This is a genomic window from Halomonas eurihalina (assembly GCF_008274785.1).
Lineage (GTDB): Bacteria > Pseudomonadota > Gammaproteobacteria > Pseudomonadales > Halomonadaceae > Halomonas > Halomonas eurihalina.
Genome location: NZ_VTPU01000004.1, coordinates 206,133 through 222,161, shown reverse-complemented (window position 1 = coordinate 222,161; position 16,029 = coordinate 206,133). Strand labels below are relative to the sequence as shown.

Annotated in this window: 13 protein-coding genes; 8 read left to right on the top strand and 5 right to left on the bottom strand. The window is 63.9% G+C overall.

Annotated features, from left to right (window positions below; genetic code table 11):
- Positions 1–57: 57 nt before the first annotated feature.
- Positions 58–1,239: an MFS transporter gene (locus tag FZZ93_RS06265; protein ID WP_149321470.1), complete on the top strand. Its 1,182-nt coding sequence runs from the start codon at positions 58–60 to the stop codon at positions 1,237–1,239.
- 57 nt (positions 1,240–1,296) lie between these two features.
- On the opposite strand, the gene lolA is transcribed toward FZZ93_RS06265, so the two are convergent.
- Positions 1,297–1,926, bottom strand: coding sequence for an outer membrane lipoprotein periplasmic chaperone LolA (gene lolA / locus FZZ93_RS06260; protein WP_149321469.1), 630 nt, complete (start codon positions 1,924–1,926; stop codon positions 1,297–1,299).
- A 111-nt stretch (positions 1,927–2,037) separates the two neighbouring features.
- The gene (locus FZZ93_RS06255) at positions 2,038–5,325 is read right to left on the bottom strand and encodes a DNA translocase FtsK (protein WP_149321468.1); all 3,288 of its coding nucleotides are present in this window, start codon (positions 5,323–5,325) and stop codon (positions 2,038–2,040) included.
- A gap of 149 nt (positions 5,326–5,474) precedes the next feature.
- On the opposite strand from FZZ93_RS06255, the gene aat reads away from it, so the two are divergent.
- The 3 genes from aat to infA all read left to right on the top strand — a co-directional run bounded on the left by aat (position 5,475) and on the right by infA (position 7,325).
- On the top strand, positions 5,475–6,212 hold the full coding sequence (aat, locus tag FZZ93_RS06250; protein WP_149321467.1) for a leucyl/phenylalanyl-tRNA--protein transferase: 738 nt from the start codon (positions 5,475–5,477) through the stop codon (positions 6,210–6,212).
- Positions 6,213–6,242: 30 nt separating this feature from the next.
- Complete coding sequence (locus tag FZZ93_RS06245; protein WP_149321466.1) at positions 6,243–6,980, top strand: arginyltransferase; 738 nt, start codon at positions 6,243–6,245, stop codon at positions 6,978–6,980.
- A gap of 126 nt (positions 6,981–7,106) precedes the next feature.
- Positions 7,107–7,325 carry a translation initiation factor IF-1 gene (infA, locus tag FZZ93_RS06240; protein WP_013332816.1) on the top strand — a complete coding sequence of 73 codons (219 nt, stop codon included), beginning with the start codon at positions 7,107–7,109 and terminating at the stop codon, positions 7,323–7,325.
- Between the two features lie 101 nt (positions 7,326–7,426).
- Here the strand turns inward: infA and clpA are convergent, their stop codons facing one another.
- The 3 genes from clpA to FZZ93_RS06225 form a co-directional block, all read right to left on the bottom strand.
- Positions 7,427–9,706 carry an ATP-dependent Clp protease ATP-binding subunit ClpA gene (gene clpA, locus FZZ93_RS06235; RefSeq protein WP_149321465.1) on the bottom strand — a complete coding sequence of 760 codons (2,280 nt, stop codon included), beginning with the start codon at positions 9,704–9,706 and terminating at the stop codon, positions 7,427–7,429.
- A gap of 139 nt (positions 9,707–9,845) precedes the next feature.
- Complete coding sequence (gene clpS, locus FZZ93_RS06230; RefSeq protein ID WP_187774477.1) at positions 9,846–10,208, bottom strand: ATP-dependent Clp protease adapter ClpS; 363 nt, start codon at positions 10,206–10,208, stop codon at positions 9,846–9,848.
- Positions 10,209–10,419: 211 nt separating this feature from the next.
- Positions 10,420–12,654 carry an NADP-dependent isocitrate dehydrogenase gene (locus FZZ93_RS06225; RefSeq protein ID WP_149321464.1) on the bottom strand — a complete coding sequence of 745 codons (2,235 nt, stop codon included), beginning with the start codon at positions 12,652–12,654 and terminating at the stop codon, positions 10,420–10,422.
- A 280-nt stretch (positions 12,655–12,934) separates the two neighbouring features.
- Here FZZ93_RS06225 and FZZ93_RS06220 point away from each other — a divergent pair, with 280 nt between their 5' ends.
- From FZZ93_RS06220 to hflD, 4 genes are all read left to right on the top strand, one after another.
- A complete protein-coding gene (locus FZZ93_RS06220) occupies positions 12,935–13,522 on the top strand; it encodes a pseudouridine synthase (protein ID WP_149321463.1) in 588 nt (195 codons plus the stop codon).
- The gene (locus FZZ93_RS06215) at positions 13,519–13,968 is read left to right on the top strand and encodes an NUDIX domain-containing protein (RefSeq protein ID WP_149321462.1); all 450 of its coding nucleotides are present in this window, start codon (positions 13,519–13,521) and stop codon (positions 13,966–13,968) included. The genes FZZ93_RS06220 and FZZ93_RS06215 overlap by 4 nt, the downstream gene beginning before the upstream one ends.
- Positions 13,969–14,267: 299 nt before the next feature.
- The gene (mnmA, locus tag FZZ93_RS06205) at positions 14,268–15,380 is read left to right on the top strand and encodes a tRNA 2-thiouridine(34) synthase MnmA (RefSeq protein ID WP_149321460.1); all 1,113 of its coding nucleotides are present in this window, start codon (positions 14,268–14,270) and stop codon (positions 15,378–15,380) included.
- Positions 15,377–16,015: a high frequency lysogenization protein HflD gene (gene hflD / locus FZZ93_RS06200; RefSeq protein WP_149321459.1), complete on the top strand. Its 639-nt coding sequence runs from the start codon at positions 15,377–15,379 to the stop codon at positions 16,013–16,015. Before mnmA ends, hflD begins: the two co-directional genes overlap by 4 nt.
- The last annotated feature ends 14 nt before the right edge of the window (positions 16,016–16,029 follow it).

The following is a 16,029-nucleotide window of genomic DNA, read 5'->3' as shown; positions in this document are numbered from 1 at the left end:
TCCGGCACGGGCATCAGTGAGAGCTTGGCAGCTTCATGTCTGCCACCGGGATATCCCATGCGCTCTTCCAATGCCTTGCGACTCGCCTTCGCCTTATGCGTGATCACCAGCGCCGTCAATCTTCAGGCCCCCTATTACGCCGCCCTGGCGGCCCACGATGGACTCGGTGTCGCCGCCACCTCGGTGGCCTTCGCCGCCTATGTGCTCGGCATACTGCCGGTACTGATATTGCTCGGCGCTCTGCCGGATCGCGTCGGCCGGCGGACACTGATCCTGACAGCACTGTGCCTGTGCGCCATCGCCACCGCCTTGACCCTGGTGGCGCCCGGAGTCGTCAGCCTTGGCGTGGCCCGGCTGCTGATGGGCATCGCCGCCGCCCTGACGTCAATATCGGCTCCCGCCTACATGCTCGCGTTGTTCGACACCACGGACAGCCGAGGCCCGACGAACTGGGTCACGGCCAGCACATCTCTCGGCTTCGGGCTGGGTGCGGCTGCGACCAGCCTCTTCCTGCTGCATGAGCCCAGCCTGACGCCGCCCAGCCTGTGGGGGTACCTGGGCATGGCAGGGCTGGCCCTGATACTGCTGCTGGGCCTCAAGGACGCGCCTGGCTCGGTTTCCCCCGGCGCCCCGTTCCTGCGCCTTCCCGCCTATCCAGCGGGCAGCCTGCCGTTCGGCTTGGCGATTCTGTTGGCCTGGGCCACCGTGGGGGTGGTCATCGCCGTGCTCCCTGCCATTCTCGACCGGCACGAGCTTTCCGTCTGGTCCGGGTTCGCAACCTTGGGTATCTGCAGCGGCGGCGTGCTGTTCCAGCCCTTGGCGAGGCGCCTGCCCTCCATAGCCTCCGTTCGCCTCGGCCTGTTCATTCTGCCGCTAGCCTACGCGATGCTTGCCTGGGGCGCCCTCACCGGCAGCCTGATTGGCGTGCTGGCCGGTGCTCTCGCCGCCAGCAGTGCCTGCTATGGCTTCATCTATCTCGGCGGGCTAAGCGGTGTACTCGACGCGGCCGATGGCCAGCATGCCCGCGCCAGTGCCGGTTTCTTCCTGATGGCTTACATCGGCTTCAGCGTGCCGGTGGTGGTAACCGGCGTACTGGTGGACCGGCTCGGCCATGCTTCGGCCCTGACGCTGTTCGGTGTACTCCTACTCGTCTCGGTACTGGCGGTGAGCCGACACCTAGGGCGCCAGGGTTCCACCCAGCTCAAGAGCGTCGAAAACGACATCGCCCCCGGCGGATGAACCCGCCGGGGGCGATGATAGCGAGCTTTGAGAGAGTTACACGGCTCAGAGGGTCGTTCAGGGCGATTCGCGAATCACATCGGTTCCGTCCGGCAACTCGAGTTGGAAGCGGGAATCTGCTACATCGACGTTCTGCTGTGCATCATCGAACTCGATGGCGGTACGCTGCCCCGTACTGTCGGTCATCTGCAACTGGCCGAGGGTTTCACCGTAGAAGGTCATCTTCAACGACTCGAACAGCGTATCGCCATCGCGCGGCGTCAGGGTGAAGGTCTCGGCGGTCCCCTGCTGCGAGCGGGTCACTTCGTAGCTTTCCGTCAGTTCGTCGGTGCTGCCGGACAACAGCAGCGCCGGCGTGTGGGTCACACGCTCGTCGAGGGCCTGGACCGTGGCCTGCTGCAGGTCAGGGTCGTAGAGGGTGACTTCATCGCCGTTCGACACCACGACCTGCTCATAGGGGGCATCCACTTCCCAGCGGAAACGGCCCGGGCGAGCCAGCCACATTCTTCCGCTCGCCTCCTGGAGTTGCTGACCGCTGCTATCGAGAATTTCCTGGTCGAAATCGGCCACGTAGGTCTTGACCGGCTCGAGCATCCGCGTCAGGCGTTCAGCACCCTCGTCGGCCATCGCCGTGAGCGGTGTCAGGGTCAGCAAGGCGCAGGCGGCAAGGCTCTTTTTCACTGTCATTTCGTCATCTCCCTGAAAGGGTCCGTGGTGGCGTCCTGTCTCGTTCGGACCCCGGTGATTCGGGCGAGTTGCGCCCCCGCCCGAACTTGCATGGTGATTGCACGATGGCCTTCAGTCGCCAACGGGCGGCGGCGCCAGCACTTCACGGGCGCCGTTGGTGCCCATGCTCGAGACCACGCCGGCCCCTTCCATGGATTCGACCAGCCGCGCGGCACGGTTGTAACCGATCTTGAAACGACGCTGCACCGCTGAGATCGAGGCCCGCCGGCTCTCGGTGACGAACTGCACCGCCTCGTCGTAGAGGGCATCCTGCTCGGCATCATCACCATCGCCGCTACCTTCGGCCTCGAGACCGGCCAGGGCATCGGCGGACACACCGCCGGACAGGATCTCCTCGATGTACTCCGGCTCCCCGCGCCGCTTCCAGTCCTCGACCACGCGGTGTACCTCGTCGTCATCGACGAAGGCACCGTGCACCCGACTGGGCATGCCGGCCCCAGCGGGCAGGTAGAGCATGTCACCGTGCCCCAGGAGGTTCTCGGCGCCCCCCTGGTCGAGGATGGTCCGCGAGTCGACCCGAGACGAAACCTGGAAGGCCATGCGAGTGGGAATGTTGGCCTTGATCAGGCCGGTCACCACGTCCACCGACGGACGCTGGGTTGCCAGGATCAGGTGGATGCCGGCGGCCCTGGCCTTCTGCGCCAGGCGCGCGATCAGCTCTTCGACCTTCTTGCCAACGATCATGAACATGTCGGCGAATTCGTCGATCACCACCACGATATAGGGAAGCTTCTCGAGTACCGGCGGCGCCTGATGCATCTCCCAGGGCTGCGGCTCCCACAGTGGATCGGCGACCTGGGCGCCGGCACGCTCGGCTTCGTCGAGTTTGTCGTTGAAACCGGCGATGTTACGCACCCCCATGGCCGCCATCAGCTTGTAACGGCGCTCCATCTCGGCCACGCACCAGCGCAGGGCATTGGCGGCTTCCTTCATGTCGGTGACCACCGGCGCCAGCAAGTGCGGAATGCCGTCATAGACCGACAGCTCCAGCATCTTGGGGTCGACCATGATCATGCGGACCTCATCCGGCTGAGCCTTGAGCAGCATGGAGATCAACATGGCGTTGACCCCCACCGACTTGCCCGACCCGGTGGTCCCGGCCACCAGCAAGTGCGGCATCTTGCCAAGGTTGGCCACCACCGCAGCGCCGCCGATGTCCTGGCCCAGGGCCACGGTCAATGCCGAAGCCTCGTGCTGATAGCGATCGGAATCGATTACCTCGCGCAGCCGGATCATGGCGCGGTTGGGGTTGGGAATCTCGATGCCCACGGTGGGCCGGCCCGGAATCACCTCCACCACTCGTACGCTCTTGACCATCAGCGAGCGCGCCAGATCCTTGGCCAGGTTGCTGATCTTGGAAACCTTGACCCCGGCCGCCGGCTTGATTTCGAAGCGCGTGATCACCGGCCCCGGCCAGGTGTCGACCACCTCGGCCTTGACGCCATACTCACGAAGCCGTGTCTCGAGCAGCTCGGCCATATCGGCCAGTTGCTCGTCGGTGTAGTTGGGCTGATGCGGCTCTGGAGGCGTCAACAGGCGCAGGCTCGGCAACTCGCCGTCCGGCTCAGAGAACTCCTCGAAGGAAGGTCGCTGGCTCTGCAAGTGCTCCACGGTCCATAGCGTGAGGCCGGCGTCATCCGCCGCTTCCCTTGCTTGATCGGCCGTCGCGATTCCCGGCGTTTCGCTCTCCTCGGCCTCGTCAGCCGTCATGGGCGAACGCGTTTGCTCCGGCTTCGACGGTGAAGGCGACGGGGAGGTGGTAGCTTCACCCGCCCCGGGAACTTCGACGGCGGCTTCGTCACTTTCACCCGCAGGCTCGGCGGGAGCCGCCGGCTTCGACGGTACCGGATCCCGGGGCGTCTCGACCGGACGCGACGCCGTATCATCGTGACTGGACTTGCGCTCGGCAGACGAGGCATCCGGGACACGCCGCAGGGAGGACGGAATCTGGTCGTCATCCGGCAATATCGGCTCAGGGACGGTTTCCGGTTCTCGACGCGGTGCTTGCGGTTCGCGCGGCGATGAAACCTCGCTCACCGGTGCATCGGCTGGCTCGTTAGCGCTCGCGTCGTCTTCCCGGGCCGACATCGGCGGCGCTTGCACTTGCGGTTCGCGCGGCGATGAAGCCTCGTTCGCTGGTGCATCGGCTGTCTCGGTAACGCTCGAGTCATCTTCTTCACGGGCCGACATCGACGACGCGCCGACGGACGGCTCGGAGGGAGACGGCGCGACAAACGCCGAGGCCCGCGGAGCCGGGCTCTCGCTCGGTGCTCGCTCGGTCGCCGGAGGCGGCGTGGCCTCGGCCTTGCTCGACGACAGCGAAATGGTCGGCTCCTTCGGCCCCTCGGAGGCCTGAGCGGTATACGCCGCCTCGGGACGCTTCGCCGATGGCGTGCGGTCGGGAACCTCCCAGGGAATCTCGGTCTTGCCGTCATCCCCGAAGCCAGGATCGCGACGGCCCGCCCCCTCCAGCACCGGCGACTCGCCACTGTCGAATCCCGGCACCAGGCGTCGCCACCAGGCCCCGCGCAGCGGCCCGCTTTCGGTCTCGCTCTCGGTTTCAGCTTCTTTGGCCGTCACCTCGTCGTTATCGGATGACGACGATCGACGGCTTCGTGGCCGGCTCGGCTCGGACGAGGCATTCTCGGCGTCGGATTCTCCGTGCTTCTGGACAAATGGCGTCACGGAGAAACGGTTTGATGCCCAACGCCACACGACCACGGCACGCTGCCCCAGCTCGTCCATGATGGTCAGCCAGGACAGTCCCGTGAACAGCGGAACCCCGCACAGCATCGAGGCCAGTGCCAGAAGCGACGTGCCGCCACTACCCAGCATGGGCAGCAAGGCCCCGACCAGCCCCTCGCCGAGGATTCCCCCTGCCGCATAGGGCAAGGGGCTATCGGGACGATAGAAATGCAGGGCACCCAGTGTCGTGGTACCCAGCAGCAACAGCACCAGCCCGCCACAGCGAACCGCCAGCAGGGTGGCATCCCATTCGAAGTCCACCTGTCGGGAGCGTATCAACCACCAGGCGGCAAACCCGAGCATGGCGGGCCACCACAGGGCACTGGCACCAAACAGTGAATACAGCACATCGGCCAGCCAAGCCCCGAAGGCCCCCATCCAGTTGGCCACCTCGGTCTCCGGCCCACTGCGCGACCACCCAGGATCACCGGCATTGAAACTGAACAGGGCCAGCAGCAGAAACACGCAGGCCGCCAGCAACAGGATCACCACGCCCTCGCGTGTCGACCCCTGCAGCCGCAGGCCGAAGCGCTTGGCCCTCTCCTTGGCATTCGCCGCACGGCTGTGCGACGCGGACTTCTTATTGGCAGTCAAGCGGCCATCCCCTTGCGCCACATGGCGTCTTCCAGATTCCACAAAGGACAATCATACCGAGCCTGGCCGCGCCGTCACAGGGGCTTCGTGCTTGAGTGGCGCTCTGACGCCCGTCACACTGGCGCCCCCGACGCAAGGAAATACCCCGCATGCTCCCCTGGCTGCCCGAACACCCCATCCACTTTCCCCCGGTCGACACCGCCCTGGACGATCCAGGCGGTCTGCTGGCGGCGGGCGGCAACCTGAGCCCGGCCTGGCTGCTGACTGCCTATCGGCACGGCATCTTCCCCTGGTACAGCGAAGGGCAGCCGGTCCTCTGGTGGAGCCCGGATCCCCGCATGGTACTCTTGCCCAGCGAGATTCGGGTCCGTCGCAGCCTCGCCAAGCGCCTGCGCAACGGGGGCTTCCATGTCACCGCCGACACCGCCTTCGATGCCGTGGTCAGCGCCTGCGCGGCACCACGCCACGACCAGCCAGGCACCTGGATCACCGATGAAATGCGCGCCGCCTATGGTCGCCTGCACGAACTCGGTACGGCGCACTCGGTGGAAGTGTGGCGCGGCGACAGCCTCGTGGGGGGGCTCTACGGTATCGCGCTGGGGCCAGTCTTCTTCGGCGAGTCGATGTTCTCGCGCGAGGCCGATGCCTCCAAGATCGCCCTGGTGGCGCTGGCCAGGGCCATGTCCCGCGAAGACGGACGCCTCATCGATTGCCAGATGCATACCGCTCACCTGGCCAGCCTGGGTGCCCGGGACATCGCCCGAGCCGAATTCATCGGCTATCTTGAACAGTGGCTGGGCGATATGCCGGAAGGCGAGCACGTCCTGGAGTCGAGCACCATCGCCCCGCCAACCTGGTCGTTCACACGGCTCGGCGAGACAACATGACAGGGCCACGAACGAGAGGAGACGGCAGCCTTGAGCAGTAACACTCCCCGGCAGCCGATACGCGATCTGCGTTTTTTCCTGACGGTGCCGCACTCATGCAGCTATCTGGAGGGGCGCGAGGCAACCACGCTGTTCCTCGATCCTCAGCAGTCCCCGGGCGTCGGTGTCTATGACGCCCTGACACTGCTGGGATTCCGGCGTAGCGGCCACCATCTCTACCGCCCGCATTGCGAAGGATGCAGCGCCTGTGTCTCGGTACGCATTCCGGTGGACGATTTCGCGCCAAGCCGCACCCAGCGCAAGCTCATGCATCGCAACGCCGACGTGAGCGAACACGTGCGCCCCGCCGTCTTCGATGCCGAACACTACGCGCTCTACGCCCACTACATTCGCACGCGACACAGCGACGGCGACATGTATCCGCCGAGCGAAGACCAGTACCGCACCTTCCTGACACTGGACCAGGATTACGCCAAGTTACTCGAGCTGCGACTCGGCGACCGCCTGCTCGCCGTGTCCGCCTTCGATCAGCTCGAGCATGGCCTGTCGGCGATCTATACCTTCTTCGACCCGGCCAACCCGTTCGAGCGCCGCTCTCTCGGTACCTATGCGGTCCTCAGCCTGGTCGAGCGCGCCCGCTACCTGGGCTTGCCCTACGTCTACCTGGGTTACTGGATCCAGCAATGCCGCAAGATGGCCTACAAGCAGAGCTTCCGCCCTCTGGAACGGCTCGATGGTCGACACTGGCGGCGCCTGATCCTCGACTGAAAACGCCGCCACCTTTTGCCTTGGCGAGCGGCATGCGGCACAATATCGCGCTATCCTTATCGGCACAGCCGGCTTTTCGCCATGTGCCGCTTTGTTGTCCGACATTACCAGCGAGGAATCGCCTATATGGCACGCGAAGACCATATCGAAATGGAAGGCGTCGTCGTCGATACCCTTCCCAACACCATGTTCCGGGTCGAACTCGAGAACGGCCACGTGGTGACCGCCCATATCTCGGGCAAGATGCGCAAGAACTATATTCGTATCCTGACCGGCGACAAGGTCAAGGTCGAGCTGACCCCCTATGACCTGTCCAAGGGGCGCATCGTCTACCGCTCCCGCTGAGCCCTTCAGGCGCCAAGAGGCGTCCTATTCGCGAGCCCAGAACGAACAACGCCCCGTCCGCAGACAGGGCGTGGGTTCATGGGAACGGTTGACGCGCCGCCTCAGGGCGCGTCGGCCAACTCCGATTCCGAGGCCAGGTGCAGCTCGTCGTCCTCGACACTGACGTGTACCGCACCGCCCTGTTCGGCCAGTTCCCCGAACAGAATCAGCTCGGCCAGCGGCTTCTTGAGCTTTTCCTGAATCAAGCGAGCCATCGGCCGCGCCCCCATATCCGGGTCGTAGCCATGTTCCGCGAGCCAGTCGCGAGCCGCCTCGTCCACATCGAGCTGCACGCGCTTCTCGTCCAGTTGGGCCTGAAGTTCGACCAGGAACTTGTCCACCACACTCCGCACCACCTCGGTGGGCAGGGAATGGAACTGGATGATGCCGTCCAGGCGGTTGCGGAACTCCGGCGTGAAGGTCTTGCGAATTGCCTCCATGGCATCGGTGGAGTGGTCCTGCACCTGGAAGCCGATGGAACGGCGCGTGGTCAACTCAACGCCAGCGTTCGAGGTCATGATCAGGATCACGTGACGGAAGTCCGCCTCACGACCGTTGTTGTCGGTCAGCTTGCCATGGTCCATGACCTGCAGTAGCAGGTTGAAGACCTCGGGATGCGCCTTCTCGATCTCGTCAAGCAGCAACACACAATGCGGCTGCTTGGTGATCGCCTCGGTCAACAGCCCGCCCTGATCGTAGCCGACATATCCTGGCGGTGCGCCGATGAGGCGTGACACCGTGTGTCGCTCCATGTACTCGGACATGTCGAAGCGCACCAGGTCGATGCCCATGATGTGCGCCAGCTGGCGCGCCACCTCGGTCTTGCCGACCCCGGTCGGCCCGGCGAACAGGAAGCTGCCCACCGGCTTGTCCGGCGATTTGAGCCCGGCACGAGACAGCTTGATCGCCGCGGACAGGCTGTCGATAGCCTCGTCCTGGCCGAACACCAGCATTTTGAGGTCGCGGTCGAGGTTCGCAAGCAACTTGCGATCCGAGCTGGAAACACTCTTTGGCGGAATCCGCGCAATGGATGCCACCACCGCCTCGACCTGATCCACATCGATGCAATCGACCCGCACTTCCGGCGGCAACAGGCGCTGGTGCGCCCCCGCCTCGTCGATGACATCGATGGCCTTGTCCGGCAGGAAACGGTCGTTGATGTAGCGATCCGCCAGCCGTGCGGCCGTCTCGAGAGCCTCATCGGTGTACTTGAGCTGGTGATGCTCCTCGAAGCGCGAACGCAGCCCCTTGAGGATACGCACGGTATCGTCCACCGAGGGCGCCATGACATCGACCTTCTGGAAACGACGCGCCAGTGCCCGATCCTTCTCGAAGATGCCCCGGAATTCCTGGAAGGTGGTCGAGCCAATGCAGCGCAGCTCGCCCGAGGAGAGCAGCGGCTTGAGCAGATTGGAAGCGTCCATCACGCCTCCCGAGGCCGCTCCGGCACCGATCACCGTATGGATCTCGTCGATGAACAGGATGGAGTTGGGCTGCTTGCGTAGCTCGGCCAGTAGCCCCTTGAGACGCTTCTCGAAGTCGCCCCGATACTTGGTACCGGCGAGCAGCGCACCCATGTCCAGGGCATAGACCACGGCATCGGCGATCACGTCGGGCACATCCTCCTCGACGATGCGCTTGGCCAGGCCCTCGGCGATGGCAGTCTTGCCGACACCGGCCTCGCCCACCAGCAGAGGGTTGTTCTTGCGCCGGCGTGCCAGGATCTGCACGACCCGCTCGAGCTCGTGATCGCGACCGATCAGAGGATCGATCTTGCCGATGCGCGCCTGCTCGTTGAGGTTGGTGGCATAGCCGGTCAGCGGGTTGCCGCTCGTCTCGCCGCCCGCCTCCTCGACGTCCTCGGCATCGGGCGACGGCGAGGAAGAGGCGTTCTCGTCATGGCCGGAAACCTTGGAGATACCATGGGCGATGTAGTTGACGGCATCCACCCGGGCCACATTCTGCTGCTTGAGGAAGTAGACCGCCTGGCTCTCCTGCTCGGAGAAGATCGCTACCAGCACATTGGCGCCGGTGACCTCGCTCTTGCCGGAGGACTGCACATGAAAGACGGCACGTTGCAGCACGCGCTGGAAACCCAGCGTCGGCTGCGTCTCGCGATCCCCCTGGTCCTCGGGAATCAGCGGCGTAGTGGAATTGATGAAATCCTGCAGGTCGGACCGCAACTTATCGATATTGGCCCCGCAGGCCTTGAGCACATCCGCCGCGGAGGCGTTATCCAGCAAAGCCAGCAGCAGGTGCTCCACGGTCATGAACTCGTGACGCTTGGAACGCGCTACGGTAAAGGCCGTGTTGAGGGTCAGTTCAAGTTCTTTGCTCAGCATGGCAGTCCCCTTCTCGCCGCTTAGGGCTCGCGTCGGATCTTTCTCGGTCCGGCATCATCAACATCGGGTACAAACGACAACGTTGCAAGTGACTTCTCCAACGCTGTTTCGCCATTTTCCCCTTGGACCATGCCGATGCTCAATCGTCCGTCGCCTCGATATCGCACAGCAACGGGTGCTGGCACTCTCGTGCATATTGATTGACTTGGTGGCTTTTGGTTTCCGCAATATCCCGGGTAAAGATGCCACAAGTGGCCTTGCCCTGGGTATGAACCGCCAGCATGACCTGCACGGCCGTCTCGCTATCCATATGGAAAAAGGTCTGCAGCACCTCGACAACGAACTCCATTGGGGTGAAGTCGTCGTTATGCAAGACCACTTTATACATCGGAGGGTGCGCCAGCTCCGGCTCGGACGACTGCACCGCGACATCGCCGTCGCCTTCATCAGGCTCCGGAGGGCGCGTCATTCCGGCCCGGTACGAAGCTAGGCGGTCCGCCATCACTCTCTCCTCTCTTCTGAACATAAGCACCACTTCGCTTCTCGACAAGCCTCCATCGATGCCCTTCGACGGATAATTGGACGTCGACGGCGCACGCGGGTTCATCATGGTTTTACCCTGCTACAGTTTCATGCATCCCTCAATGCAGCGACCCCGCCCTTGAACCAGGACGGGGCCGGAACACGTCAGTTCACGCTGATCAGGGAAGCGCTTAGCGCTTGGCCACCAGCTCCAGGGCAGCATTAAGGGTGCGGCTGGGACGCATGACGGCATCCGCCAGCGCACCGTCGACATGATAGTAGCCGCCGATATCAACCGGCTGCCCTTGCACACCACTGAGCTCTTCGACGATGGCCGTTTCCTTGGCTCGCAGTTCCGTGGCGAGCTTGCCAAACAGCTCCTTGAGCTCGGTGTCCTCGTCCTGAGCGGCCAGCGCCTCGGCCCAGTACATGGCCAGGTAGAAGTGGCTACCGCGGTTATCCAGCTCGCCGACCTTGCGCGACGGCGACTTGTTGCTGTCGAGGAACTCGCCGTTGGCTTCGTCCAGCGCCTTGGCCATCACCCTGGCACGGGCGTTGTCGAAGGTCTTGCCCAGATGCTCCAGGGAAGCGGCCAGCGCCAGGAACTCGCCCAAGGAGTCCCAACGCAGGTGGTTCTCCTCGAGAAGTTGCTGGACATGCTTGGGCGCGCTGCCGCCGGCACCGGTCTCGAACAGGCCGCCACCGTTCATCAGCGGTACGATGGAGAGCATCTTGGCGCTGGTGCCCAGTTCCATGATCGGGAACAGGTCGGTCAGGTAATCGCGCAGCACGTTGCCGGTCACCGAGATGGTGTCCTCGCCCTTGCGGATACGCTCGAGAGAGAACTGCATCGCCTCCATGGGCGCCATGATGCGAATGTCCAGGCCGCTGGTATCGTGATCCTGGAGGTAGTTCTCGACCTTCTTGATCAGTTGAGCGTCGTGGGCGCGCTGTGCATCGAGCCAGAACACCGCCGGCGTGTCGCTCTCGCGGGCACGGCTCACGGCCAGCTTGACCCAATCCTTGATCGGGGCATCCTTGGTCTGACACATGCGCCAGATGTCGCTCTGCTCGACCGCATGCTCGAACAGCACCTCTCCGGCGGCATCGGTGACGCGCACGGTGCCGTCGGCGGGGATCTGGAAGGTCTTGTCGTGGGAGCCGTACTCCTCGGCCTTCTGAGCCATCAAACCGACGTTGGGCACGCTGCCCATGGTGGTCGGATCGAAGGCACCGTGCTGCTTGCAGTCGTCGATGACGGCCTGATAGATGCCCGCATAGCAACGATCGGGGATCACTGCCTTGGTATCATGCAGCGCGTCGTCAGCGCCCCACATCTTGCCAGAATCCCGGATCATCGCCGGCATGGAGGCGTCGATGATCACGTCGCTCGGCACGTGCAGGTTGGTGATGCCCTTGTAGGAATCGACCATGGCCAGACGCGGCCGCTCTGCATAGAGCGCCTCGATATCACCCTCGATCTCGGCCCGCTTGGCTTCCGGCAGCTTGGCGATCGTGGCATAGAGATCGCCGATGCCATTGCTGGAATCGAAGCCGACGCTTTCCAGGGCCTCGGCATGCTTGTCCAGCACGTCCCGATAGAACTCGTCGACCACCATACCGAACATGATCGGGTCGGAGACCTTCATCATGGTCGCCTTGAGGTGCAGGGAGAACAGCACATCCTGCTGCTTGGCATCGTCGATTTGCTCGGCGACAAAGGCACTCAGCGCCTTGCGGCTCATTACCGCGCCGTCGATGACCTCGCCTGCCAACACCGGCGTCTGTTCCTTGAGCACGCGGACACTGCCGTCCTGTCCGATCAGTTCGATCTTGACCGCGCCGTCAGCGGCGATCAGGGCAGACTTCTCGCTGCCGTAGAAGTCCCCCTCGCTCATGTGGGCAACGTGGGAGCGCGAACTGGCCTGCCACTCACCCATGCGGTGCGGGTACTTGCGGGCATAGCTCTTGACCGAGCTTGGCGCGCGACGGTCGCTGTTGCCTTCACGCAGCACCGGGTTGACCGCACTGCCCTTGACGCGATCGTAACGTGCCTTGACGTCACGCTCGGCGTCGTCGCTCGGCTCGTCGGGATAATCCGGCAGCGGATACCCCTGCCCCTGCAGCTCCTTGATGGCCGCCTTGAGCTGTGGCACGGAGGCGCTGATGTTGGGAAGCTTGATGATGTTGGCTTCCGGGGTCTTGGCCAGCTCGCCCAGCTCGGCCAGGTGATCGCCGAGTTGCTGCGCGTCGGAAAGGCAATCGGGGAATTGCGAGATGATACGCCCGGCCAGGGAGATATCACGAGTCTCGACGGTGATGCCGGCCGAATCGGTGTAAGCGTCGATGATCGGCAGCAGGGAACGGGTCGCCAGGGCCGGCGCTTCGTCGGTAAGCGTATAGATAATCTTCGGCGTTTTTGACATGTTGGCGTAGATCTCTCTGAACACTGCGGTGCATGAAACGGGATCGGTAGCGCTCGCTCACAATGTCTGGAAGACAGGAACCATGGGGTGAGAACAGCCCGGCACAACAGTCACAACGAGGCATCGGTCATCACTCGGGGCTGGTCACGCCAGATCCAGAAAAGCGACGAAGGCGCTCCGGCGAGCGAGGCGCAGTATATCAGCCCGCCGTCGCCAACGCATGAACCCGGATCGAAGACGATCCCTGCCATCCCGGCGCAGCGACCGGTAAGATACCCTCATGAGCCGCTTATATCTTTTCCACAAGCCCTATCGCACGCTTTCGCAATTTACTGATCGTGAAGGGCGCGCAACGCTGGCCGAGCACATCGACGTGCCCGGCATCTATCCGGCCGGCCGGCTCGATCACGACTCCGAGGGCCTGTTACTGTTATCCGACGACGGCGAACTGATTCACCGCATCAGCCACCCGAAACACAAGCAGCCCAAGACCTACTGGGTCCAGGTCGAAGGGACGCCGAGCGACGATGCCCTGGCGGCACTGCGCAACGGCGTCGAACTGAAGGACGGGCGCACCCGCCCTGCCCGAGTTCGCCGGCTGGAAAGCGTGTCCCTGCCAGACCGCCAACCGGCAGTGGACCCGCGCCGCCATCCCGTTACCCAATGGCTGGAGCTCATCATTACCGAAGGACGCAATCGCCAGGTACGCCGCATGACCGCGCATGTCGGACATCCAACACTGCGCCTGGTGCGCACAGCCATCGGCCCCTGGACGCTCGACGGCCTGGCGCCGGGACAGTGGCGTTGCGAGACGCTCAACGCGCCGCGCCACAAGCCCCGCCGCTCATCCATGAGGAAGCGCACATGAGCCGTTGGTATCCCATCGTCAGCGTGGCCACCGTGGTGGAGCGCGCCGGCTGCTACCTGATGGTTGAAGAGGATCGCGGCGGCCCGCAGACCCTCTTCAACCAGCCCGCCGGCCACCTGGAACCCGACGAACGCATCCGCGACGGCGCCCTGCGCGAACTACGCGAGGAAACCGCCTGGCAGGTGGGCATCACCGACTACCTGGGGCTATACGTCTATCAGGCGCCCGATGGCAAGACCTTTCACAGCCACGGCTTCCACGGCATGGCACTCGCCCATCTCGGCAATGAGCTCGACCCGGCGATCCGGGCGGTACACTGGCTCCCGCTGGACGAATTGGAAGCCCTGGAGCGCGAGGGTCGCATGCGCAGCCCTCTGGTCATGCGCCGCATCCGTGACGCCATCGCCGAACGCTTCTACCCCATGGATACGATTCACGAGCGCTGAAGAGGGAAGAGGGAAGAGGGAAGAGGGAAGAGGGAAGAGGGAAGAGGGAAGAGGGAAGAGGGAAGACAGGTTGGCCCCAAGATCTGGAGCCTCAAGGATTTTCTTCTCTCTTAAAGGCGCCAAGCGCCGTTCTTATCTCTTCCAGCGGCGTCAGCCGCGATCTACCTCTGGCACCAAGCGCCGTTCTTGTCTCTTCCAGCGGCGTCAGCCGCGATCTACCTCTGGCGCCATCTTCGAGCTTCGAACTCGAATCAGGTATAATCTCTCCCCATTTGCGACCCATTCAATCCGAGAGCGCCATGTCAGCCAGCAACGGCAAGGTCATCGTCGGCATGTCCGGCGGTGTCGACTCCTCCGTATCCGCCCAGTTACTGCTCGAACAGGGCTTTGATGTCGAAGGCCTGTTCATGAAGAACTGGGACGAGGACGACGGCACCGAATACTGCACCGCCAAGGAAGACCTGGCGGATGCCGAGGCCGTGTGCGCCAAGCTCGGCATCCATTTGCACACCGCCAACTTCGCCGCCGAGTACTGGGATAACGTCTTCGAGCACTTCCTCGCCGAGTACCAGGCCGGGCGCACGCCGAATCCGGACATCCTCTGCAACCGCGAAATCAAGTTCAAGGTCTTCCTCGAGTACGCCGAGATGCTCGGTGCCGAGTGGATTGCCACCGGTCATTATGTGCGCCGCGCCGAGCGCGACGGCCATGCGCGCCTGCTCAAGGGGCTCGATGCCAACAAGGACCAGAGCTACTTCCTGCACGCCGTGCCCGAGGCCGCCATCGCCCGTAGCCTCTTCCCAGTGGGCGAGCTGGAAAAGAGCGAAGTCCGCGACATCGCCGAGCGCCACGACCTGGCGACGGCGCGCAAGAAGGATTCCACCGGGATCTGCTTCATCGGCGAGCGCCGTTTCCGCGATTTCCTGCGACAGTATCTGCCCGCCCAACCGGGCACCATCGCAACGCCGGATGGCGACATCATCGGCGAGCACATGGGGTTGATGTACTACACCCTCGGGCAACGCCAGGGCCTGGGCATCGGCGGCTTGACCAACTATCCCGATGCCCCCTGGTACGTGGCCGGCAAGGATCTCGAGCACAACGTGCTCACCGTGGTGCAGGGCAAGCATCATCCTCTGCTCTATACCGACAGCCTGGCCACCGAGGCCATGGACTGGGTAGCCGGCACGCCTCCCGCGCCCGAAGGACGCTACCAGGCCAAGACCCGCTATCGCCAGGACGACGTGCCCTGCACCATGCGAGTCGCCGAGGATGGTGGCGTCGAGGTGCATTTCGACGATCCGCAGCGCGCCGTGACCCCCGGCCAGTCGCTGGTGCTCTATGACGGGGACATCTGCCTTGGCGGCGGTGTGATCCGTGCCACCTGGAATGCCACGGAGGCGGCTGCATGAATGCATCCACGCCCATCCACCCGGCGCCCGACACACCAGTCGGGCGCCAGGCCCTGGCCCTGGCCGGCGTCTTCCAGGCCGCCAGCCTGGTCGACGAACTCGCCCGCACCGGACAGGTCGAGCAACGCGCCTGGGACACTCTGATCCACGCCACCCTGGACACCAATCCCGAAAACTTTGAAGCCATCTACGGCGGGCATCCCAACAACCTGCGCCTGGGGCTCGACACGCTCGAGGGAGTGCTCGGACGCCGCCAGGCCAATCCGGTGGTGATGCGTTACGGTTTCTCACTGCTGATGCTGATGAACAAGCTGCGCGGCAACAACGCCATGATGGACGACCTCGGACAGCACCTGACGCGCGTCCAGGGCCAGGCCGAGCATTTCGGCGAGACCCACGAGAACATCATCGCCAGCCTCGGCGAGGCTTATCAGCAGACCCTTTCCACCCTCAAGACACGCATTGTCGTCCAGGGCGACCCTTCCCTGCTGCAGAGCCGCATGATGCCGGAACGCGTGCGTGCCTGCCTGCTGGCCGGCGTCCGCTTCGGACTGCTCTGGCATCAGCAGGGCGGACGTCGCTGGAAATTGATCTTCCAGCGCAACGCCCTGAAGAAAGCTCTCGACACCCTGTAACCGACCGGAACACG

What these genes read in the sequence shown, in the direction of transcription:
- FZZ93_RS06265 (WP_149321470.1), top strand. Translation starts at nt 58, where the DNA reads ATGCGCTCTTCCAATGCCTTGCGACTCGCCTTCGCCTTATGCGTGATC.
- lolA (WP_149321469.1), bottom strand. Translation starts at nt 1,926, where the DNA reads ATGACAGTGAAAAAGAGCCTTGCCGCCTGCGCCTTGCTGACCCTGACA.
- aat (WP_149321467.1), top strand. Translation starts at nt 5,475, where the DNA reads ATGCTCCCCTGGCTGCCCGAACACCCCATCCACTTTCCCCCGGTCGAC.
- infA (WP_013332816.1), top strand. Translation starts at nt 7,107, where the DNA reads ATGGCACGCGAAGACCATATCGAAATGGAAGGCGTCGTCGTCGATACC.
- clpA (WP_149321465.1), bottom strand. Translation starts at nt 9,706, where the DNA reads ATGCTGAGCAAAGAACTTGAACTGACCCTCAACACGGCCTTTACCGTA.
- clpS (WP_187774477.1), bottom strand. Translation starts at nt 10,208, where the DNA reads ATGGCGGACCGCCTAGCTTCGTACCGGGCCGGAATGACGCGCCCTCCG.
- FZZ93_RS06225 (WP_149321464.1), bottom strand. Translation starts at nt 12,654, where the DNA reads ATGTCAAAAACGCCGAAGATTATCTATACGCTTACCGACGAAGCGCCG.
- FZZ93_RS06220 (WP_149321463.1), top strand. Translation starts at nt 12,935, where the DNA reads ATGAGCCGCTTATATCTTTTCCACAAGCCCTATCGCACGCTTTCGCAA.
- FZZ93_RS06215 (WP_149321462.1), top strand. Translation starts at nt 13,519, where the DNA reads ATGAGCCGTTGGTATCCCATCGTCAGCGTGGCCACCGTGGTGGAGCGC.
- mnmA (WP_149321460.1), top strand. Translation starts at nt 14,268, where the DNA reads ATGTCAGCCAGCAACGGCAAGGTCATCGTCGGCATGTCCGGCGGTGTC.
- hflD (WP_149321459.1), top strand. Translation starts at nt 15,377, where the DNA reads ATGAATGCATCCACGCCCATCCACCCGGCGCCCGACACACCAGTCGGG.